Below are 23164 nucleotides of genomic sequence, written 5' to 3'. Positions count from 1 at the left end.
TAAATTTCTTCTCCAGAGAAAGTACAACAATTTTCATTTTATGGTTATATATAAGTATTTAACATATAAAAACTAACCTCATCTTTTTTTAATTATTTGTTACTTCTTTTCTTATTTTTTCAATCGCTCCAGTCATAGAATCTAATTTTGATCTGTCAAAATTTATACGTACAATTTTATTGGTTTTGGGGTGAGTAGCATAACTAATCTTTAATGTATCAAAAGAAGTTTTTAACGTTGTTAACTTATCAATAATTTTTGAAGATTCAGGATCGTTTTTATCTTTCCATAAATCTAACAAATTGTTCAATTGAGTTTCTTCCTGTAGTAATAATTGTGCAAACCTGTCATCGTGAAGATTTATGCTTGGTTTGGATTTAATAATATTCTTATAACTACCCAGAGTTAAATAAAGTCCCTCGACATACATCCCGGAAAGAACATATAATCCAAGCGGTTCCATATCTTCATCAATATAATAATTACCCAATTTGGTCTGGTAGTCATTAACTATTTCTTTTACCGAATCGGAGTTGTTAATGTTTTCGCGCAAACGAACAAGTGCTAAGTGTATTTCTGGACTTTGCATATTTAAATTAATCATTATCTTTTCCATTTTTGAAAGATAATTTAAAGACAATTGCCTCTGATCAAAAATATAACTATAGTTAAAATCAATAATATAAACACCAAGCTTTAAAGTCTGTCCCGAACTAATACCTATCTGCGGTTCAATTGATTTTGTATCGTCTAACAGCTTGCTATCGTACACGTTGTTGCCATATGTTTTTAATAATGCAGAAACAACAGTTGGAGCAGGAACAGAGTACAAAAGCGCTTCATTTGGTCCAAGCATTTGATTTTTATCGGAACCCGACTGCTCATCTACTTGTTTTTCTGATTCGGTATTGCAACCAACAAAACAAATGACGCAGAATAAAATAAAATATATTGTTTTCATTTTCTAATTTGTTATTACGGCTTTATTTTCAATGTTTTTATTTCCCGACCTACCCCTTACTATATATACTCCGGACTTCATAGAACTGTTTACATCAATTGCAAACATCGATTTGCCTTCTTCAACAAGTTCTGTTTGCGTATTCACAACATTACCAAGTGCATCATACATTGAAAATGTCATTTTATTTCCATTTTGTTCAGCACAATCCTCAAGATAAACAAAGCATTTTCCAATACATGGATTAGGCTTCACTACAAGATTACACGAACTCTCAGAGGTAACAGTACTTACCGCAATAAGATTTGAATAAGCAAACTTCCCATCATAATCAACCTGTTTAAGGCGATAATACGATGTACCTTTTAATGGCTCATAATCTGTAGCGTTATAACTAATTTTATTATTACTGTTTCCTGAACCCTGAACGATTGTTACAGTTTTAAAATTTTCACCATCTGTACTTCTCTCAAGTTCAAAATGAGAATTATTAATTTCAGCCATTGTTTCCCAAAACAAATTAATTTTATTATTCTCGACCAAGCCATAAAATGTGACCAGTGTTACAGGTAAATTTCCCGGTTTATATGCCACATTACTTCCTGCAAAAAACGGTGTTCCAATCATTAATGTCTCATCTTCTATACCATGACCATGCTCGTTTTTTGAAATAAGTGTTATTTTTTCACTATTTTGATTTGTACAAAATATTATTCTAAATTGTATGTCTGCTCCGGCAGGAATGTTTTCTGCTCTAAAACCAGAAGATGTATGACCTGTTGGAATTTCAGTTCCAATAATTTCTGCAACCTGCACCCAGTCTGAACCAATAGAATATTCAATTACAACCTTATCTGGATCCTCTAAATTACCAGAACCTGAAATTGTTGCATTAAAAGGAACATCCATATCCGGATCAACTCCTGCCTCTCCGGGCATATTAATAATGGATGTTGTTAGTGTACAACAGCTATTTTTAACTACCCACTTTTCATCACTTAACTCATCATAGCAATCTACAGAATATGTAGAATTATCGCTCAGATCCAGTTGATAATAACTTCCGTCGTTTAATGAAGGATCAGAGGTTGACTGGGTAAATAATAATACTATAAATGAAAGTAATATTATTCCAATAATTTTTGAAAAGGCACTGTGTTTCATATTTTTTGCTTTTATGAAAAAAATTATACGAATATAATAATATTTTGTTATAAAATGCTGTTTGTCAGAATTGATAACTTAAATTAGTCCTATTATTAGTAGAATAAACGAACAATACAGAAATAGGCAGCCAACAAAGAATAAAAATTCTATAATTCTTCCAACTTTTTCTCAAGCCGTGTAATTATGGTATCTGTTAAGCCAAGAAAAATATTAAAACTTTCATTTGCTAAAAGTTTTTCTTCAATTAATGCCTTAAATGCATCCTGTTTAATTAAATGAAGACGATTTAATGATAATTTTATTTCTGCAACAGAATTAATATTACTCATTTCTTTTTCTATTGTTAAGACTTTCTCATAGTATTCATCAATCCTATCCTTTTTAGCTGCTTTTATTTTTCTTAAAAAGGCAAGTAATACCCCTGAACCAGCCATCAATATAGTTGTTAAAAATGCTATTATATCAATATGCTTCTCAATAAAAGAAGGTTCGTCACGCTCAAGATAACGAATAGTGCCATCGTGCAAAGGAAAATTCAATGTCCCCTGATCAAACTTTGAGTTAATTGAAGAAAGCAAAGGGTTTTTATCTACTAATATTTTTGAGTTTTTAATTAACTCATCAACAATTGTATAAACATCATTGGCATCAACATCTTTGTTACAAAGCAAAACAGCATCTACGGCAAGTGTCAGAACAGGCTCCTTCGGACCATAGGAATAAGTCTGCATTGGAATAATAAAAGGTCGTGCGGTTGTGTAATTCATGCAAAAGCCTTCTACAGGAGAACCTTTTCCATACAAACGATAATCGCCAAGACTGAAAATTTTGCACTTTCTTGAATTAAGCATTTCCACAACAGCAGATGCATTGTAACCTCCAACATTCACACTAATATCAATTTTATCTGACACAATATTTTCTGCCCATGAAGTATGAACAAATTTATATGCTGAGGAATCAACTCCGCAATGTTTTAAATATGCTTCAAAAAAACGATGTGTTCCACTGTTAAAAGGTCCAACACCTATACGTCTTCCGGTCACAAGTTCTTTTATATCATTTGCAACTATTGTGTCAGCATAAACAACGAACAAAATTTCAGGATAAAGAGGAATAACAGTTCTTATTTTTGAATCAACAACAGAACCTTCACCATCAAGAAATCCGGATACCTTTGTGTCATTTTGTGCTATAGCAAAATCAACTTCGTTGCGATATATTTTTTTACAATTTACAAAAGAACCAAGCTCACTCCCCTCTAACATTGTAAAATTAATATTATCATTTTTGTTAATAAGCTCGGTAATTAATCCTCCAACCTCATTATAAGAAGTACCTTTTGATGTAGTTGCAAATTTATATTCTTTCTTATTGTTACAGCTGGTAAATACCAGAATAATTAATAAAAATCCAACAAAAAAGAATATTTTATTTTTCATGTTTTTTCATTTAACAAAATGAAAAAGACTATAGTTTCATTTCTGGTATTTCTCCTTCAACAATTAATTTCCCTTCTGTTGCAGCTATAATTTCATTAACTGTAACACCCGGCGCTCTTTCTAATAATTTAAATCCATCTGGAGTAACATCCATAACAGCTAAATCTGTTACTATTCTTTTTACACATTTAACTCCTGTTAATGGCAAGGTACATTTTTTCAAAATTTTTGATTGCCCTTTGTTTGAATGCTGCATTGCAACAATAATATTTTTTGCCGAAGCTACTAAATCCATTGCCCCACCCATTCCTTTAACAAGTTTTCCGGGAACTTTCCAACTTGCAATATCACCTTCTTCTGAAACTTCAAAAGCGCCAAGAATTGTTAAGTCAACATGTCCGCCGCGAATCATTGCAAAGCTGGTTGCAGAATCGAAAAATGAAGCACCGTCAACATATGTTACAGTTTGTTTTCCTGCATTGATAAGATCTGCCTGCACATTATCAGGAGTTGGAAAAGGACCAATTCCTAACAATCCATTCTCAGATTGCAGTGTTACTTCAATATTTTCGGGAACATAATTAGCAACTAATGTTGGAATTCCAATACCAAGATTTACATAATATCCGTCTTTTAATTCCTGTGCTATACGTTTTGCTATTTGATTTTTATCTAAGCCCATTTTAATTTAAGATTAAGGATTTTCGAATTAGGATTTGAATTTTGGAATTTGTTTATTGAGTTTTGGGATTTGATGTAGTCACTTGTTCAATACGTTTTTCATAATCCACTCCCTGAAAAATTCTTTGAACAAAAATTCCTGGAGTATGAATAAAATTTGGATCTAATTCGCCAGCAGGAACAAGCTCTTCAACTTCTGCAATTGTTATCTTTCCAGCCATTGCCATCATATTATTAAAATTTGAGGCGGTATATCTGTAAATTAAATTTCCATGAGTATCGCCTTTCCATGCCTTAACAATAGCAAAATCGGCAGTCAGTGCATGTTCCAGAATATGCATTTTTCCATTGAATTCGCGTTCTTCTTTACCTATTGCAACTTCGGTACCATAACCGGCAGGCACAAAAAATGCAGGAATACCAGCACCACCTGCTCTTATTCGTTCAGCTAAAGTTCCTTGTGGATTAAGCTCAACTTCAAGTTCACCAGATAGCATTTGTCTTTCAAATTCAGCGTTTTCACCAACATACGATGCTACCATTTTTCGAATCTGCTTATTTTTTAACAAAAAGCCCAATCCAAAATCATCTACACCGCAATTATTAGAAATACAAACAAGGTTTTTAATCTGAGTTTTTGCAAGAACTCTTATAACATTTTCAGGAATACCACAAAGTCCAAAACCACCAAACATAACAGTCATGTTATCTGTCATTCCTTTTATTGCCTCTTCTGCGTTTTTTACAACTTTATTCATATATTATTTTTTTTACCACAAAGACACTAAATCTTACAAAATCTTTTTATATTTTAACGAGACTAAAATAATTAAAAAAAATTAATCAAACTGAAAAACTTCCATTGCTTTTATAACCGCATCTTCAAGTCTGTCTTTTTTTAACGGAACTTCCAAATTGTTATATTCCAGATACTCCATTAACTGCTCTGTGCTTAGATTTCCAACCATATCATGAGCTGACATTGGGCAACCACCCATACCCAGCATAGCAACGTCAAAATATCTGCAACCGGCCTTATATGCAGCATCAATCTTTCCATTTGCTTCTTCAAGTGAAACATGTAAGTGCATCCCAAGTTCAATTTTTGGGAATTCTCTTTTTACTCGGGCAAAAGAATTTGCAATAACCGCATTATCGCCAACACCTAAAGTGTCTGCAAGACTAATTGTTTTAATTCCGATATTTTGAAGTTTATCAATCGCATTTATTACCAAATCATCGTTATGCTCATCCCCATAAGGGTTTCCGAATGCCATTGAAAAATAAATTACAAGTTCTTTATTTGATTTTGAAACTAGATTTTGCATTTCCTCAATAGTCCCCAATGCACCATCAACATTAGAATTAATGTTTAATTTTAAAAAGGTGTTTGATATAGAAAAAGGGTATCCAAAATAACTTATCTCATCAAAAGCAGAACCTATTTGCGCTCCTTTTAAATTTCCAACAATTGCCAAAAGTTTTGTTTTAGTAGCAGATAAATCTAACATTTTCAAAACTTCAACAGTATCACTTAACTGAGGAATTGCTTTAGGTGAAACAAAACTACCAAAATCAATTGTATCAAAACCAACTTTTAATAAACAATTTATATATTCCGCCTTTAGTTTTGTAGGAATAAAATTCTTTTTACCCTGCATTGCATCTCTTGGTGTCGCAACAATTCTCATAGCGTGTTTTATTACAAAGATATAAAATTCAATGATTTTAAAAATGATCTTTTAGTTCATTTTTTAAAATTTTTTTGTCTATTAAATTAAATTCTCTTAGTTTTGAGTCAAATAGCGAATAAATATGAAAAAAATAATCTTAATTCTGATTACATTCTCAACTTTTATTAATTCCAATGCCGCTACATTTACTGTAACAAATACCAATGATGCCGGTGCAGGCTCATTACGTCAGGCAATAACATCTGCAAATGCAAGTCCACTCGATGCGGATAATATTGTTTTTAACATTCCCACATCAGATCCAAATTATAATGCGGCAACAGGAGTTTACACTATTACCCTAGCATCGCTTCTACCATACATAACGAGTGTAAGTGTTAGCATAGATGGAACAACTCAGCCTGGAAACACAAATCCAAACGGCCCTGAAATCTGTTTAAAAAGCACTACTAATTTATTATTTGGATTATGTTTTCCTCTTTCGGGTGGTATTGCTAAAGAAATGATAGTTAATGGATTTCAAATTGGAATACTTATTACAAAATACGGAATGTATCCAAGTGGTTCATGCCTTGTATCCGACTGCTATTTAGGTGTAAATTATAACGGAACTATTGCTGTTCCTAATGATATTGGAGTAGCTTGTTATGGGGGTGTTGCTGGAAATACAATTTCTAATAATCTGATTTCGGGTAACACAACAGCAGGAGTAGGATTAAGATCTTCTAATTCAAACATAGTACAGGGAAATAAAATTGGTACAGACAGAACAGGTATGTTTAGAGTACCTAACTACTATGGAGTAGCAATAGATTCGTCAGCATCAAATACTGTCGGGGGAACACTAACCTCACAACGAAATATTATTTCAGGAAATTCGTATGCCGGAGTAGCAATAAATACAAATATCTCGCATAATAACATTGTGAAAGGAAATTTTATTGGTGTAAATGTTAACGCAATAACAAGTGCAGATACAATTTGTAATTATTACGGAATTGCAATAAACGAATCTTATAACAATGTTATCGGAGGTAGTACTACAGGAGAAAGAAATATTATTTCGGGAAATACCGATGCAGGAATTGCTATACTTGGACTCGCTTCAACAGCAAACTCAATAAAGGGAAATTTTATTGGTGCAAATATGAATGGAACCGATTCTATTGCAAATGGTAATGGAATTTTATTAAGTGGAGCAAATAACACTATAATCGGAGGAACAACCTTTGGCGAAAAAAATGTTATCTCAGGTAATCATCTTTCGGGAATAACAATGGCATATTTTGGTACTCGTAACAATGTAGTAAAAGGAAATTATATTGGAACTGATAAAACCGGAATGAATCCTTTAAGTAATCATACTGGCATATATATTTTCAGTAATGCACATTCCAATATTATTGGTGGCTCCAGCGCAGGAGAAAGAAATATTATTTCTGCAAATTACGAAATGGGAATTTCAATGGAAGCAGCCGACAGCAACATTGTTAAAGGAAATTATATTGGTCCTGATTCTACTGGTTTAAACACTTTTAAATTTTCAAATGATACATTAATTCAAGGAAACGGATTATATTTTAATTCTAATGCTGCACACAATATTGCAGGTGGAAACAATGCCGGTGAAGGAAATATTATTTCTGGAAATCGTGTATATGGTCTGATTTATTATGGTAATTCACCATATAACTCATGCATTGGTAATTATATTGGAGTTGACAAAACTGGGAATAACAAATTGCCAAATGCAACTGGCATTTGTGTTGACGGTGGTGCAAGTCATAATCCTATTGTAAATAATGTGCTTTCAGGAAATATTGCATATGGAATTTTTATTGTAACAACTGGCACATATTACAACGAGTTAAGAGGCAATAAGATAGGAACAAATGCAGCAGGAACAGATTCTGTACCAAACCAGATCGGAGTGATTTTAGGTGGTGGAACAAAGTACAATGTTATTGGCGGAGCAACAACTGCCGATCGTAACATTATATCCGGAAATCGTTTTAACGGAATAGAAGTAGCAGATTCCAGCACAATGTTCAACAATATAATTGGTAATTATATCGGAACAAATGCGGCAGGAAATGCAGCAATACCAAATCATAACGGAATTGGCTTTGCTACTCTCCCATCAAAAAATAATATTGAAAACAACCTAGTAAGCGGAAATAAATATATTGGTATTTTACTATACGAAAGAAGTGACAGTAACACTGTTTACAACAATAAAGTAGGAACAGCTGCCGATGGTATTTCCCCGCTTGGTAATGGTGCTGCGGGAATTGTTATTGACATAAATTCTAAATATAATAAACTTGGCGAACCCGGACGTGGAAATTTAGTAGCATTTAACGATACAGCGGGTATTGTACTAAACAATACAAACGCTTTGTTTAATACACTTTCGGCAAATGTTGTATACGGAAATCCAATGATGGGAATTGACATTTTCCCATTTGGTGTAAATCCAAATGATGCTGGTGACACAGACAATGGATGCAATGGTTTAATGAATTATCCTGTTATTGTTTCTGCTATAAATAATAACGGAACTACTACTATTACAGGAACAATTGATTATACAATAAATGGAGGTCCGACAGGAATAAAAATTGAACTTTTTAAATCAGATAATGCAAATATGTTTGCTCACGGCGATGCAACAGAATACCTTGGCTCAACTATAGCTGACGCCTCAGGTAACTGGACTTTTACAAACAATACTTTATCGCTTTCGGATAATGTTACAGCAACCGCTACCGACTTATTGGGTAATTCTTCAGAATTTGCGTTAAACTCAGGTATTATTACTTCAATTGAAGAAAATAATAATAAAATAAATAATACTGGTTTAATCATATTCCCAAATCCAACAACCGACTTAATTTCTGTTTCAGGTCTTTCTGATAAATCAAAATTAGTTTTAACAGATTATACAGGTCGTGAAATACTTACCCAATACTCAATTATTGGTATGGAAACAATTATTAATCTAATAAATTTACCTAAAGGGTTATATTTATTAACCGTTATTTCAGATAATAATTTGACTATGAAACAAAAACTTATTAAACTATGAAATTAAGCTATTCTCTTCTATTTGTTATTGTTTTATCCTTTTCTTCTTTTGCTAACACATTTATTGTTAATAACACCAATGATGCAGGCACTGGTTCGTTAAGACTTGCTATTCAAAATGCAAATATTTATCCCGGAGGTCACACAATAAATTTTAATATTCCGAATACAGATCCAGGTTATAATTCCACACAAGGGACATGGAAAATTTCACTAACATCAACATTGCCAATGATAACACATAGCAGTGTTTTTATTGATGGAACATCACAAACCACATTTGCAGGAAATCCAAATCCTTACGGACCAGAAATAATGATTGATGGCGGCAATAATGCATGGGCAGATTTTGCATTTCATGTATATAATGCTTCAAACGTTACAATAAAGGGATTTATAATTGGGAGATTTGTTGTGGGGGTACAAATTTCTGGAGTGAATGCACAAAACAATACCATATGCAGTAATTACATTGGGTGCAATTATAACGCTACTGACACACTTGGAAACACTTTTGGAATATATATTTTAAGTGGTCCACACAATAATATTGTTGGCGGAAATTTATATAATTTAAGAAACATTGTCTCGGGAAATAACCATGTTGGTATCCGTGTTGTAAGTGCAAATAATAACATTATTCAAGGAAATTTTGTTGGCTTAAACAGAACCGGGAATGCTGCATTACGAAACTATGATGGGATAAGCATTGAAGGAACTTCAAAATACAATTTAATTGGCGGTTATACCCCTGCAGAAAGAAATTATGTGTCAGGAAATGTTGCCTACGGAATTCCGGTATTTGGTGCCGGATGTAATTACAATATAGTAGCAGGGAACTACGTAGGAACAGACACAACAGGTAGTTTTGCTGTTCAGAATACTTACGGTGTTTTATTTGATGATGGTGCAAGCTACAACACATTAGGCGGTAGAACACCAGGTGCAGGCAATTTATTGTCCGGTAATTCAGGATATGGCGTTTTTCTATACAATTTTGGAACATTAAAAGACACTGTAGTTGGAAACTTAATTGGAACCGATCATACAGGTTCATTAGCTTTACCAAATGCAAACGGAATAGTAATTGACGGACCATCATTTTTGCATACTATTGAGAATAATGTTATATCCGGGAATCTTCAAATGGGTATTGATATTCATATTGCCGGAAGCGACAGTAATATTATAATTAACAATAAAATAGGAACTGACATTTCAGGTTTAATTTCTATCGGAAATCAACTTGATGGAATCAGAATTGGCGAAGGACCCAAGCACAATATAATTGGTCAACCCGGTAAAGGAAATACAATTGCAAATAACGGAGGTAATGGAATTACAATTATGACAGTTGCTGAATTATACAACTCTCTCTCTTCTAATTCAATTTACAACAACGCAGGAATGGGTATAGATTTATTTCCAGCAGGACCAACAGCAAATGATGCAGGTGATAATGACACCGGTCCAAATAATCTTATGAATTATCCAAATATTGTATCTTTTGTTAATTATTCAGGAAATGACTGGATTATCAGCGGAACATTGGATAATACAACTTCGTTGGGTTGCAAGATAGAACTTTACAAAGCACACATAAATAGTTCAGGAAATGCTCAGGGAGAAATATTTTTGGGTTCCTGTATAACAAATGCTTCAGGAAACTGGACTGACACTATTTCAGGCTTAACCATTGCCGATAATATTGTAGCAACGGCAACAGATTTAAGCGGTAATACTTCTGAGTTTTCTATAAATACTGCATTATCGGTTAATTCAAATTTTGAAAATAATTTTGACATTCAGGTTTTTCCTAATCCGGCAAATGATTTTATAACTGTATTAACAAATAATACAGATATTAATTATCTTGAGCTGTTTGACATTTCAGGTAAGCTAGTAAAATCTTTTAAAACAAAATCATTGTTAACAATTTATACTGGAGATCTTGAACAAGGGGTTTATTTTCTTAAAATAATTTGCAACTCACAAGAAAAGTATAAATTAACTAAACTTTTTGTTCAATAAATCTTTTCTATAACACTATTCTTATATGACATTAGAGGTCTCTATTTTCTTAAGGTAAAAAACATGCGATATTATTTTGATATTCTGCAAGAATAAAGTACTTTGCACTTTGTAAATTATTCAAAACATTTTTTATATTTAATAAATATTATAAAATTATTAGTCATGAATAAATTTAAAATTCTACTCTTGAATGTAGTATTCATTACATTTTTATTTTTCTCACTAAACTCTTTTTCACAACAAAAAATATGGAATGCAAAAATTAACACTGTTCAGTCTATTATTGAAAATAACGGTCAGTTTCCGGATATTAACGGAACAAAAGTTTTATATGCTTTTCTTGGCAATAAAGAAAAATTTTATTTCACTAACAAAGGTTTAATAATTAGACTTGATACGGTTTTATTTAAGAGATCTATTGGCACAAGATTAAAAGAAATATTTAGTAACAAAGAAAGCGAAGAAAAAGATAATGCGATTGAAAAATTTTATCTGTTATATTCTGAATGGCAAAACATTAACACTGATATAAAAATTGAAACTTCTGATAAAACTGAAGGATATTTTACTTTTGGAATACATAAAAACATTTGTAACGGGTACAAAAGAGTAATATATAAAAACATTTATCCGAATATAGACATAGAGTATTTTATACCTGAAGAAAAAACCGGAATTAAATATAACATTATTCTCCATCCAGGAGCAGATATCTCAAATATTTCATTAAAATATAGCGGAGATGTTAACCAAATGACAATGGATAATAACGGTAATATTATCATTAAAACTCCTTTACACAATATTGTTGAGCATTCTCCAAAAAGTTTTTATTCAGCTGACCTGGGTGATGTTGCCTCGTCTTATTTATTACAAAATAATTTAATAACATTCTATATTTCAGATACAAATAGTGATAAAACAATAATTATTGATCCATGGGTTTCTGGATTATTGATGTCAGGCAACGATTGGGGTTACGATGTTGATTATGATTCAAATAACAATTTGTACGTATATGTTCACGATTATACAAATTCTGTTTTATGTATAAAGAAATATTCTTCATTAGGAAATTTAGAATGGACGCATTTAACTTCAACTTACATAGCTGATTACGAAGGTAATTTTATGGTTGAAAAATTATCTAACAAAGTTTATATTTCTGATGGATATTGTTCAGTAGGAGATAGAGCATATAGACTAGATGTTACAGGCATTGCCGACGGGTATTCTTCTCAGCAAAACCCAAATTTTGAGGAAATCTGGGATATTGCTTATGACAATAACTCCAACAGAATAATTGCTTTGGGCGGAGGTACAACATCTAATTTAAACGGAGGTATAATAAACCCAACAACAGGAACAGTTTGGACAGCAAATTTTACCGGACTACAAGGTGAGGGTCAGGATATTACCTGCAATACTATTGATGATAATGGAAATTTATTTGTTGTATATGCTTATTCTTCATTTGGTTCAAATGGACATTTAATTTCATTAGTTAATAGTACTCTTAATGGACATATTTGGCAGGTTAGCCATGGCATGTATGGTTTTCAGGAACTTTCTAATCATTGCCCAAATAATACCTGCGCCTTTCATTCAAATGCATATAATGGATTAGATGCTAACAACAGCTATTTGTATTACTATGACGGAGGTGGATTAGCTGCTTATAATAAATCTACAGGATCTCAAATTGCTGCCACATCTGTCGGCTTTTCAGGAACATGGTACACTCCTTTATATCAGGGGGGAATTGCTGTTGATGATTGTAATAATATATATTTAGGTGGAAATAATAGCAATATTCTGATTTATAACTTTAACGGCACTTCATTTACACAAACAGGAAATATTCCCTTAGGCTGGTCTGGCAACCAAACTGTATTTGATATAAAGCTGGATAAAACCACTAATTATTTATTTGTTTCGGGACATAGTAACGTAGGAGTTTATGCTGCACCTTTAAACTGTAACATTTTGCAATGTATTATTGACAATATTGTTATAGATAGTATTGGTTGCGTTCAAAATAATTTTTTTGACTTAGCCGGCAGCATATATATTTCAACACCACCAGATTCTTCTACCCTAACAATAACAGATCAATCAAGTGGAATTTCCCAGATAATACAACCACCATTTACAAATCAGATTAATTTCCAATTTAATAATTTGCCGTTTTCAACGCTGCAGCATGTAATTAAAACCTCTTTTTCAGGCTCATACAATTGTAATTATTCAGTAAATTATAATTTACCACAAGAAATTATGTTAAGTGGAAATATAATAAACTCTTCCTGTGGAAATAATAATGGTACTGCAATAGTAAATATAATTTCAGGAGGTATTCCCAGCTATTCATATCAATGGTCAACAGGCACTTCAACAATTAACACAACAAATACAACAAATTTAATTTCTGGATTAGCTGCTGGCGTTTATATAGTAACTGTTACAAATGGGAATGGATGTATTACAACTAAAATTTTTAATATAAATGATGGGACACATACCGTAGCAATTATTCAAAATCAACAACCAAGATGTAATGGATTATGTGATGGCATTTTAACTGCAAATGTTTCTGGTTCTGGTTTAATTTCACCTTATAATTACGTATGGTCTAATGGTCAAAGTCATTCTATAAGCAATTCGATTTCTGACACGTGCCTTAACCTTTGTGCCGGACTTGTTTCTGTTACCGTTACAGATAGCATAGGCTGCCATGCTGTGTCTTCTATTGTTTTAGAACAACCGAATGTTTTAACCTCAACAGTTACTTCATTTAATCCAAGTTGTATTGGCAATTCTAATGGAAGTTCTTTAATCAATGTAAATGGTGGTATAACACCATACACATATTTATGGTCAAATGGACAAACTTCACCATTAGCAATAAATCTAACCGACGGAAATTATTCTGTTACTGTTAATGATGCAAATAATTGTTCAATAACAAATAGTACAACTATTGTTAATCCACAAACAATTAATGCAGGATTTACATTTCTGTCAGATAGTTTATCTGTACAATTTACAAATACTTCATCTGCAAACAGTATTTATTTGTGGCATTTTGGTGATGGATCAACTTCAACATTACCTAACCCATATCATACTTTTCCAACAAATGGCACATACAATGTTTGCCTAACAGTTCAAAATCAATGCGATTCAATAGTAACATGCCAGAATATTACAGTTAATTTGTTAAATATAAATGAAATCGACATTAATGACTTCTCTGTTTATCCAAATCCTGCTCATGATAATATTACAATAAAGTTTGCAAAACCAGGATATTATAAATTAGAAATAATTGATGTCTTGGGCAAACCTGTAAAAACCTTTGAGGACAGTTTTTCTGGCGAAATACTATTAAATAAAATTAATCTTAGTACTGGTAATTACTTAATTAAGCTTACAAATATTAAGGAAAACACAAGCCTAACAAAAAGCTTAATTATTAAATAATTAATCTAAGGAATCCTATAAATAACTTAGCTAATCGGGATTTAAAATCCCGATTTACATATTTCCGGATTTCAAATCCTGAAAAGCAAAAAAGCTGTAAACACTAACTATTAATTAATTTATGGAATCAGATAAATCACATATTCACTGTTTTCCCCAACTCTTTCAAATGAAAGTTTTTGTGAAATATGTGTCAATACATGTGTAACTCCAAACTTCTTTAGTGCAATAAAACTCTGCTCGGTTAAATCATTGTAATTTTCATTTGCCTGACGTGTAACATCAAACCCCCTTAATTTTCCTCTGTAATCGATTTTATAAACACAGGTTACACGCTGCATCCACTCTACTATTCCGGCTTTAGAATGTACCGGTAATTTATAATCAACATAAGTACTTCGCTGACCGTGAAATTTTAATTCAGTAAAATCAATTGGAACAACAAAACAAGCATTAACAGGAGTTTTATTTTTTGCAATTCTTGAAATTTCTACTGCTGCATCAGTGGAGAGATAAGGCTCAAAATCATATTTCACTTTCCATGGCAACTTGTAGGGGAATAATGAAATAACAATGATTACAAATATTACAATACCTGCATTAATTAATCTCTTCCATTTAAATATTCTGGCTTCTATAATTTGTTTTACTGCTTTTTCTAAAATTGCAAACAAAGCAATTACCCCAAGCATCTCTACCCATATTGTTGATTTAAACCATTGGGTTGAAGCAACAGTTTGATTGTGTAAAATCTCAACAAAAAACGAATAAACAATACATCCCATTAGTACAACAAAAACAAAATACATTATTTCAGATATCTTATTTTTATAATACAACAATGCCACTCCAAATAATGGAATAAGTATCATATAATTTCTTAAAGGAAAATAAGATGGAATAAAATGATGCGGATTTCGGAAACTAAAAAAAACATCAAAAATATATTTGCCGGGAACATATACTTCATTATATTTTGTTATTGCAGGAATAATAAAAGGTAAAGAGATAACAGTTGAAGGTAATATCAGCAACATTAAATTTTTGAAAATTATTTTTTTATCTGATTTTACTGAAGTTAATAAAATAACCAGTGAACTAACTACTAATAACTGAATTCCAACTAAGGGCTGAAATAATAAAGAGCACGAAAATAATAATGAGGCTAAAAAATATTTTTTCTTAATGAAAAGCCAAAGACCCCAGACCCCAATTGCCTTTGCCGGCAAGCTAGGAATAAATGAATTATAATAAAGTTCATTGCTTCCTATATGAATATTATAAAAACCAATAAATAATGCCATTATTGCTAACCACCTAACCCATTCGCTTTGAATAAACTTAGAGGCAATTTTTCTAACTCCGAGCAATAACATTATTGAAAAAAGAAAATGAAAAACAAAGCTTAAAAAGGATAGATTTTTACCTGCTAAAGAAATAAAATATCCATAAAACGTTCTTTCGTTTGGTGTTTGATGAGCAAGAGATTGAATATAAAAATCATTTGCATAAAGCGAATTGTTATTTAGGTAAAAACCATAAGCTGCCTGAGCATGATCACTTCTTCCCAATTCGTAACCATGATGTAAAAACAATAAAACATAAACTGCAATTGCAGCAAATAAAGTAAACAATGATTTTTTAAAGTTCATAAACGAAGATAAGATGTTTTACATCTAATTTCCAAAAATATAAAAAGAAAGCGAATTAAACTATAATTTACACTCGATTCATCGATCAACACAGCTTACGTTATGAATGACAAAATTTATTATATTTGAACTTCATATAATTCTAAAGTAAAAACAGTTAAATGACCCTTAACCATTGCATAACTTTTATAATTTTATCAATTATAATAACTTTACAGTGCAATGGACAGAAAATAAATACAGATATGAAAAACCGTAAAGCATATGTAGCAGGTAAATTCTATCCCGAAGAGAAAACCGAACTACTGCAAGAATTAAAAAAACATTTTGCAAATGCAAAACCAAATTTAACAAATAACACAATTGCTGTTATTTCTCCTCATGCCGGCTATGTTTTTTCTGGGCAAGTTGCAGCATCAGCTTTTAATCAAATTGAAATAAATAATAATTATGAAAATGTGTTTATTCTGGCTTCTAGCCATGTAATGGCTTTTGATGGTGTTTCTGTATATTGCGACGGAAACTACGAAACTCCCTTAGGTGAAATAACTGTAAACACAACATTGGCAAAGAAACTTGTTCTGGAAAATAGCGAACTTATTCATAATTACCCTCAAGCACATTATACTGAGCATTCTATTGAAGTTCAGCTACCATTTTTACAATACAAATTAGAAAAAAAACTGCAAATTGTTCCGATAATTTTAGGAACCGATAATCCTGCTGATTGTAAAAAGCTTGCAGAAATTCTAAAACCATATTTTAATTCTAAAAATTTATTTATTGTTAGTAGTGATTTTTCACATTACCCATCATATAACGATGCACAAAAATCAGATATGGCAACAGCTTCGGCAATATTAACAAATAACCCTAATGAATTAGTAACAGCAATTGCAAATAACAGAAAAGCAAAAACAGGAGGATTGGTTACCAGTCTTTGTGGATGGACATCGGTACTTACGCTAATGTATATGACCGAAAATAATTCTGACTTTATTTATTCTGAAATTCAATATCAAAACAGTGGAGATTCTCCTTATGGCGACAAAGTAAAAGTTGTGGGTTATCATGCCATTGCTATTTCCAAACAAATTACAAATAAAAAAGATAAAATTACTTTTTCTCTTTCACAAAGTGAAAAAACCACATTACTAAAACTTGCAAGAAATACAATTAAAAATTATTTAGAAAACAGTAAAGATTCTACTATTTATGATTATACAGCCAATTTAAAAACCTCATGTGGTGCTTTTGTAACACTTCACAAAAACGGAAAATTAAGAGGATGTATCGGAAGTTTTTCTCAAGATTCTGCACTGTATAAAATTATACAGAATATGGCAATTTCATCGGCAATACACGATAGCCGATTCTCACAAGTTATTGCTTCCGAACTTGACAGTATAAAAATTGAAATTTCTGTTTTAACCCCACTTAAAAAAATTAATTCATTAGATGAATTCGAGCTTGGCAGGCATGGCATTTATATAAAACAAGGCAGAAATTCAGGAACTTTCCTACCTCAGGTTGCATCAGAAACAAATTGGACCAAGGAAGAGTTTATAGGGCATTGTTCAAGAGATAAAGCAGGAATTGGCTGGGATGGCTGGAAAAACGCAGAACTATATGTATATGAGGCAATTATTTTTGCAGAGTAATATAAATGTGAAAAGAACTTAAAATAATATATTTAGATATTAGACTTTTCTAAAAAATCGTAAATTTACATTCTAATTATTTTAAATAAATGAAATTGTTTGTTTATACTTTGATATTTATAACTACCTGGATTACTGTTATTCAGGGGTGTAAAAAGCATAATGAGATTATCCCTGTTGAAGATAGCTTATTATATACCACAGAAGAAGTTTTAAATATTTATTATGCAGATTCAACTCAACCATTTCAAATTCTTTCAGCTTTTAATACTGCACATGCAGAAATTTTAAAGAAACATTCTCACAATGTTAAAATTTCAAGCGACACAACTAAGTATTTAGTTAACCGAATGTTTCGCACAATTTCGAATTATCAGGGAAACATTAACGGAATAACCGCACCTGAGATAGGAATTAACAGAAATATAATTATTCTCAAAAGAAAAGATAAAACAGGTAATCCATTCGAGGTTTTTATTAATCCTAAAATTACACAGCATTCTAATGCCTCAACAGAAATACAGGATAGCTGTATTACTTCACCCGGCGTTTTTCCATCATACATTACACGATATAATTTAATCTCTGTTGAGTATTATTCAATGGACGGCAGACATCATTCAGAAATGATTGAGATGGAAACTGCTGCTATTCTTCAACACGAAATGGCTCATTTAAACGGCGGAGTACTTGCATTTACAGTTGATCCGCTTGCATTTACGGGATCAGAAATTGATACAATTATGGCTGATACTTTAGCCATGAGAATTTATCTTACTACAAATCTTGCCGATTCAATGGTTCTAAGAAAAACCTCTGTTAATGTTCGACCCGATTCGACAAATGCTGTATTGATTAGAATTATTAGCAGAATGAGAAAAGCTTTAGCCTCAACCTCTGGTGGTGTTGGAATTGCAGCTCCTCAAGTTGGTATAAACAGAAATATAATTTTAGTAAAACGACTTGATAAAATTGGAAAACCAGTGGAAGTGTATCTAAACCCTAAAATCGTAAATACTACAACAAAAATGATAAATTTTGCCGGCGATGGCTGTCTTTCTATACCTAATGTTACAAAAACTACAGTAAGATTTGCAGCTGTTGGAATTGAATACGATTTACCTGACGGAACACATCACTCTGAAATTGTTGAAGGCTTTTCGGGAGCAAATTTTACCGCAGTAATCTTTCAACATGAGATTGATCACTTAAATGGAATTTTATTTATAGACAGAGCATTATAATAATTAACAATAAACCTTAAAAAACAGAAAAAATGGGACTATTTGATAAATTGAAAGCGGAATTCATAGACATTGTAGAATGGCTGGATCCAACAAATAACGTAATGGTTCATCGTTTCGACCGTCGTAACAACGAGTTGAAAAATGGAGCTAAACTAACAGTAAGAGAGACTCAGGTTGCAGTTTTTATTAACGAAGGTCAGTTAGCCGACGTTTTTAAACCAGGCATGTACACTTTAACTACAGAAAACTTACCAATTTTAGCAACTTTAAAAGGATGGAAATATGGTTTTAACTCACCATTTAAGGCTGAAGTTTATTTTTTAAATACCAAAACTTTTACCGATTTAAAATGGGGAACTCCAAACCCAATAATGCTTCGCGACGCAGAATTCGGTCCTATCCGTATTCGTGCTTTTGGTAGTTATACAATGAAAATTGGTGATCCTGTAAAATTCATTAAAGAAATTGTAGGAACCGACGGTGAATTTACTACCGAAAAAATAACAGAGCAAATTAAAAACGTAGCTATAACAAGGTTTACTGATGCAATTGCAGAAAGTAAGATTCCTGTATTAGATATGGCTGCAAATTATAACGAAGTTTCTAAATTCTGTGAAGATAAAATAAAACCAGAGATTCAGGAATATGGTATTGACATGACAAAATTCCTTATTTCTAATATCTCATTACCACCTAATGTTGAAGCTGCTTTAGACAAACGCTCAAGCATGGGTATTATTGGTGATATGGGTAAATTCACACAATTTTCGGCTGCTGAAGCTATGACTGCTGCTGCAAATAATCCTGCAGGTGGCGGAGCTGCTGCCGGTATGGGAATGGGAATGGGTTTTGGAATGGCAAATCAAATGATGGGTGCAATGAATCAGGCACAACAACCACAACAAAATGCACCAGCACCTCCCCCAATGCCACCAGCTTTAGCATTTCATGCTGTAATTAACGGACAACAAGCCGGTCCATATGATTTAAATGCTTTAAAACAAATGGTAATGCAAAACCAACTGACAAAAGAAACATTAGTATGGCGTCAGGGAATGGCCGGTTGGGAAGCAGCAGGTAATGTTGGTGAACTTATTCCTGTTTTTGGAGCGGTTCCACCTCCAATGCCACCAGTACCACCAATTCCACCACAACAATAATTTAATTAATACCGGTTGAAGTTTTCTTCAACCGGTTATTTTTTGCACATTATTATAATTCAAATTTTTTTTTGAACTTTATTTTTTATGGAAGAAGAAGTAAAACTGTCAACAACAAATCAGGCCGAAGTTACCTGTAAAAACTGTGCAGCAAAATTGACTTTTGCACCAGGAACAACTTCATTAAAGTGCGAATACTGTGGAGCAGAAAACGAAATAGAAGTTAAAAATGACGCTGTTCAGGAAGTAGATTTTGAATCATTTATATCTGAGAAATATGCTAACATTCAGAAACAGGAAATTAGTACTGTACGTTGCGAAGGATGTGGTGCTCAAACCACTTTCGACCCAAACGTTGTTTCTGAACTTTGTCCTTTTTGCGGAAGTGTGCTAGTTGTTAAGAATCCAACTTCTCAATCCATTGTAAAACCAGGCTCTCTACTTCCATTCAAAATTGACACTAATAAAGCATTTGGTCAGTTTCAAACATGGTTAAGAAAATTATGGTTTGCTCCTTCCGATTTAAAAAAGTTTGCAACTCAACAGGAAAAGTTAAAAGGAATGTATATTCCTTACTGGACTTACGACTCTAAAACTTATTCGAGATATACCGGTGAACGTGGAGATGATTATCAGGCAACTGAAACCTATACGACAACCGAAAACGGAAAATCTGTAACAAAAACCAGAACAGTAACAAAAACCCGCTGGCATTCTGTTAGTGGCAGTGTTAACAATACATTTGACGATGTTCTAGTTTTAGCAAGTAAGTCACTTCCAAAAACCCATACAGAAAAACTGGAACCGTGGGATTTAAAAGAATTAATAAACTATGATGAAAAATTCTTAAGCGGTTTTAGAACTGAAACTTATCAGATTGACATGAAAGACGGTTTTACTGAAGCAAAAACTAAAATGGAACCTGTTATTCGTAATACTGTTAACAAAGATATTGGTGGCGATCATCAAAGAATTTCAACATTAAGCACATCATATAACGATATTACATTTAAACATATTCTTTTACCTGTTTGGATTAGCGCTTATCGTTATAATGATAAAATATATAGATTCCTTGTGAATGGACGTACCGGTGAAGTACAGGGAGAACGACCATGGAGCTGGATTAAGATTAGTCTTGCTATACTAGCAGGATTAGTAATTATTGGTGGAGTTATTTGGCTATATAATACTTACGGCAAATAACAAAGTACATGAATGGACTTAAGCTATTGCCTGTTTTTGTTTCGTTTTTGCTTATTGCAGCTCATTTTTTAAGAACAGGTCTATACTTTATAGTTATTTTAATTCTTGCTATTCCATTTATTTTATTTATTAAAAAAATGTGGATAGCAAGAACTATTCAGCTACTTCTTATTTTAGCTTCTTTAGAATGGATTAGAACGATCTTCGTTTCAATTGAAGAAAGACATGCTTATGGGGAACAATGGGTAAGGCTAGCTATTATATTGGGATCAGTAGCTCTTTTTACTGCAGGATCCTCACTTGTTTTTCTTTTCAGATCACTAAAAATAAGATATAAACTTTAAAATAAGTATAATTTCTTAATAATATTAATTGTACAGCATTGAAAATATAAAGAATACATAATGATTTCAAAATACAATGTCCTTATTATTGGCTCTGGAGCACGTGAACATGCATTTGCTTGGAAAATAAAACAAAGTTCAAGAATTAATAAACTTTTTGTTGCACCTGGCAATGCAGGAACTTCAGAAATTGCTGAAAACATTCTACTTTCTGTTAATGACTTTGAAGCAATTAAATCCGCTGTTTTAAAGAATGATATTAACATGGTTCTAGTCGGACCAGAAGATCCGATAGTAAATGGTATTACAGACTTTTTTGAAAATGATGACTTGCTAAAAGACGTTTTAATAATTGCTCCAGGAAAATCCGGTGCACGTTTAGAAGGAAGTAAATCATTCTCAAAGCAGTTTATGGTAAAATACAATATCCCTACTGCAAAATATCACATTGTAACCGAGCATAGTTTAGATGAAGGAATTGCATTTTTATCCACTTTTAACCCACCATACGTTTTAAAAGCTGATGGTTTAGCTTCTGGAAAAGGAGTTTTGATAATACATAAAAGAGATGAAGCAATAAATTCTTTAAAAGAAATTTTAGCAGGTAAGTTTGGCGAGGCCGGTAAGACTGTTGTAATAGAACAATTTCTGGAAGGTATTGAAATGTCAACGTTTGTATTAACTGATGGGCATAATTATGTTTTACTGCCAGAAGCTAAAGACTATAAACGCATTGGTGAGGGTGATACTGGTTTAAATACAGGTGGTATGGGAGCAGTTTCTCCAGTTCCTTTCCTTAATCCTGAATTACAAAAGAAAATTGATACTTTGGTAATACACAGAACAATTCATGGGTTAAGAGCGGAAAACATTAATTTTAAAGGATTTATTTTTATTGGATTAATGATTTCAAATAACAACCCCTATGTAATAGAATATAACATCAGAATGGGTGACCCTGAAACAGAGGTTGTTATACCGCGCATAGCAAATGATTTTGTGGATTTGCTTGAAGCAACTGCATTAAAAAAGCTAGATCAACAACACATTGAAATAAAAAAAGAAACTTTTGCAACAATTATTGCTGCTTCAAAAGGTTATCCTGAACATTTTGAAAAAGGAAAAATTATTTCTGGACTTAAAAATGAGACTGAGAGTTTAGTCTTTCATTCCGGAACAACGTTCAATAATAATGACATTTTAACAAATGGGGGAAGAGTATTGGCAGTAAGTTCCTCTGGTAAAGATATTCAATCTGCAGTTAATACTTCAGTTAACACCTTACAGAACATTAAATTTGATGGGATTTATTTCAGAAAAGATATAGGTTACGAATTTATATAAT

16 protein-coding genes are annotated in these 23164 nt (G+C 32.3%); 9 read left to right on the top strand and 7 right to left on the bottom strand.

Annotated features, from left to right (window positions below):
* Nucleotides 1-88: 88 nt before the first annotated feature.
* The 6 genes from HY951_11150 to HY951_11125 all read right to left on the bottom strand — a co-directional run bounded on the left by HY951_11150 (nucleotide 89) and on the right by HY951_11125 (nucleotide 5942).
* A complete protein-coding gene (locus tag HY951_11150; protein MBI5540607.1) occupies nucleotides 89-961 on the bottom strand; it encodes a hypothetical protein in 873 nt (290 codons plus the stop codon).
* Nucleotides 962-964: 3 nt separating this feature from the next.
* A complete protein-coding gene (locus HY951_11145; protein ID MBI5540606.1) occupies nucleotides 965-2125 on the bottom strand; it encodes a T9SS type A sorting domain-containing protein in 1161 nt (386 codons plus the stop codon).
* Between the two features lie 149 nt (nucleotides 2126-2274).
* The gene (locus HY951_11140; protein MBI5540605.1) at nucleotides 2275-3570 is read right to left on the bottom strand and encodes a TAXI family TRAP transporter solute-binding subunit; all 1296 of its coding nucleotides are present in this window, start codon (nucleotides 3568-3570) and stop codon (nucleotides 2275-2277) included.
* A gap of 28 nt (nucleotides 3571-3598) precedes the next feature.
* Nucleotides 3599-4252 carry a CoA transferase subunit B gene (locus tag HY951_11135; GenBank protein ID MBI5540604.1) on the bottom strand — a complete coding sequence of 218 codons (654 nt, stop codon included), beginning with the start codon at nucleotides 4250-4252 and terminating at the stop codon, nucleotides 3599-3601.
* 52 nt (nucleotides 4253-4304) lie between these two features.
* Nucleotides 4305-5009, bottom strand: coding sequence for a CoA transferase subunit A (locus tag HY951_11130; protein ID MBI5540603.1), 705 nt, complete (start codon nucleotides 5007-5009; stop codon nucleotides 4305-4307).
* An 81-nt stretch (nucleotides 5010-5090) separates the two neighbouring features.
* Entirely contained in the window at nucleotides 5091-5942 is an 852-nt protein-coding gene (locus HY951_11125) for a hydroxymethylglutaryl-CoA lyase (protein MBI5540602.1), read from the bottom strand.
* Between the two features lie 124 nt (nucleotides 5943-6066).
* Between HY951_11125 and HY951_11120 the strand changes: the two genes are divergently transcribed.
* The 3 genes from HY951_11120 to HY951_11110 all read left to right on the top strand — a co-directional run bounded on the left by HY951_11120 (nucleotide 6067) and on the right by HY951_11110 (nucleotide 14549).
* The gene (locus tag HY951_11120; protein MBI5540601.1) at nucleotides 6067-9033 is read left to right on the top strand and encodes a right-handed parallel beta-helix repeat-containing protein; all 2967 of its coding nucleotides are present in this window, start codon (nucleotides 6067-6069) and stop codon (nucleotides 9031-9033) included.
* Nucleotides 9030-11063, top strand: coding sequence for a T9SS type A sorting domain-containing protein (locus tag HY951_11115; GenBank protein ID MBI5540600.1), 2034 nt, complete (start codon nucleotides 9030-9032; stop codon nucleotides 11061-11063). The genes HY951_11120 and HY951_11115 overlap by 4 nt, the downstream gene beginning before the upstream one ends.
* 165 nt (nucleotides 11064-11228) lie before the next feature.
* A complete protein-coding gene (locus HY951_11110) occupies nucleotides 11229-14549 on the top strand; it encodes a T9SS type A sorting domain-containing protein (protein MBI5540599.1) in 3321 nt (1106 codons plus the stop codon).
* Between the two features lie 119 nt (nucleotides 14550-14668).
* On the opposite strand, the gene HY951_11105 is transcribed toward HY951_11110, so the two are convergent.
* Nucleotides 14669-16201, bottom strand: a complete 1533-nt coding sequence (locus tag HY951_11105; GenBank protein MBI5540598.1) for a hypothetical protein — start codon at nucleotides 16199-16201, stop codon at nucleotides 14669-14671.
* A gap of 245 nt (nucleotides 16202-16446) precedes the next feature.
* On the opposite strand from HY951_11105, the gene amrB reads away from it, so the two are divergent.
* The 6 genes from amrB to purD all read left to right on the top strand — a co-directional run bounded on the left by amrB (nucleotide 16447) and on the right by purD (nucleotide 23163).
* Nucleotides 16447-17862 carry an AmmeMemoRadiSam system protein B gene (gene amrB / locus HY951_11100; protein MBI5540597.1) on the top strand — a complete coding sequence of 472 codons (1416 nt, stop codon included), beginning with the start codon at nucleotides 16447-16449 and terminating at the stop codon, nucleotides 17860-17862.
* Between the two features lie 89 nt (nucleotides 17863-17951).
* Complete coding sequence (locus HY951_11095; GenBank protein ID MBI5540596.1) at nucleotides 17952-19106, top strand: peptide deformylase; 1155 nt, start codon at nucleotides 17952-17954, stop codon at nucleotides 19104-19106.
* Between the two features lie 32 nt (nucleotides 19107-19138).
* A complete protein-coding gene (locus tag HY951_11090; GenBank protein ID MBI5540595.1) occupies nucleotides 19139-20269 on the top strand; it encodes an SPFH domain-containing protein in 1131 nt (376 codons plus the stop codon).
* Nucleotides 20270-20356: 87 nt separating this feature from the next.
* Complete coding sequence (locus HY951_11085; GenBank protein ID MBI5540594.1) at nucleotides 20357-21475, top strand: hypothetical protein; 1119 nt, start codon at nucleotides 20357-20359, stop codon at nucleotides 21473-21475.
* 8 nt (nucleotides 21476-21483) lie between these two features.
* Entirely contained in the window at nucleotides 21484-21819 is a 336-nt protein-coding gene (locus HY951_11080) for a hypothetical protein (GenBank protein MBI5540593.1), read from the top strand.
* Between the two features lie 60 nt (nucleotides 21820-21879).
* Nucleotides 21880-23163, top strand: coding sequence for a phosphoribosylamine--glycine ligase (purD, locus tag HY951_11075; protein ID MBI5540592.1), 1284 nt, complete (start codon nucleotides 21880-21882; stop codon nucleotides 23161-23163).
* Nucleotide 23164: the final 1 nt, after the last annotated feature.

Source organism: Bacteroidia bacterium (assembly GCA_016218155.1).
Taxonomy (GTDB): domain Bacteria; phylum Bacteroidota; class Bacteroidia; order Bacteroidales; family GWA2-32-17; genus GWA2-32-17.
This window is presented reverse-complemented; position numbering and strand designations above follow the sequence as displayed.

What these genes read in the sequence shown, in the direction of transcription:
- HY951_11150 (MBI5540607.1), bottom strand. Translation starts at nt 961, where the DNA reads ATGAAAACAATATATTTTATTTTATTCTGCGTCATTTGTTTTGTTGGT.
- HY951_11145 (MBI5540606.1), bottom strand. Translation starts at nt 2,125, where the DNA reads ATGAAACACAGTGCCTTTTCAAAAATTATTGGAATAATATTACTTTCA.
- HY951_11140 (MBI5540605.1), bottom strand. Translation starts at nt 3,570, where the DNA reads ATGAAAAATAAAATATTCTTTTTTGTTGGATTTTTATTAATTATTCTG.
- HY951_11135 (MBI5540604.1), bottom strand. Translation starts at nt 4,252, where the DNA reads ATGGGCTTAGATAAAAATCAAATAGCAAAACGTATAGCACAGGAATTA.
- HY951_11130 (MBI5540603.1), bottom strand. Translation starts at nt 5,009, where the DNA reads ATGAATAAAGTTGTAAAAAACGCAGAAGAGGCAATAAAAGGAATGACA.
- HY951_11125 (MBI5540602.1), bottom strand. Translation starts at nt 5,942, where the DNA reads ATGAGAATTGTTGCGACACCAAGAGATGCAATGCAGGGTAAAAAGAAT.
- HY951_11120 (MBI5540601.1), top strand. Translation starts at nt 6,067, where the DNA reads ATGAAAAAAATAATCTTAATTCTGATTACATTCTCAACTTTTATTAAT.
- HY951_11115 (MBI5540600.1), top strand. Translation starts at nt 9,030, where the DNA reads ATGAAATTAAGCTATTCTCTTCTATTTGTTATTGTTTTATCCTTTTCT.
- HY951_11110 (MBI5540599.1), top strand. Translation starts at nt 11,229, where the DNA reads ATGAATAAATTTAAAATTCTACTCTTGAATGTAGTATTCATTACATTT.
- HY951_11105 (MBI5540598.1), bottom strand. Translation starts at nt 16,201, where the DNA reads ATGAACTTTAAAAAATCATTGTTTACTTTATTTGCTGCAATTGCAGTT.
- amrB (MBI5540597.1), top strand. Translation starts at nt 16,447, where the DNA reads ATGAAAAACCGTAAAGCATATGTAGCAGGTAAATTCTATCCCGAAGAG.
- HY951_11095 (MBI5540596.1), top strand. Translation starts at nt 17,952, where the DNA reads ATGAAATTGTTTGTTTATACTTTGATATTTATAACTACCTGGATTACT.
- HY951_11090 (MBI5540595.1), top strand. Translation starts at nt 19,139, where the DNA reads ATGGGACTATTTGATAAATTGAAAGCGGAATTCATAGACATTGTAGAA.
- HY951_11085 (MBI5540594.1), top strand. Translation starts at nt 20,357, where the DNA reads ATGGAAGAAGAAGTAAAACTGTCAACAACAAATCAGGCCGAAGTTACC.
- HY951_11080 (MBI5540593.1), top strand. Translation starts at nt 21,484, where the DNA reads ATGAATGGACTTAAGCTATTGCCTGTTTTTGTTTCGTTTTTGCTTATT.
- purD (MBI5540592.1), top strand. Translation starts at nt 21,880, where the DNA reads ATGATTTCAAAATACAATGTCCTTATTATTGGCTCTGGAGCACGTGAA.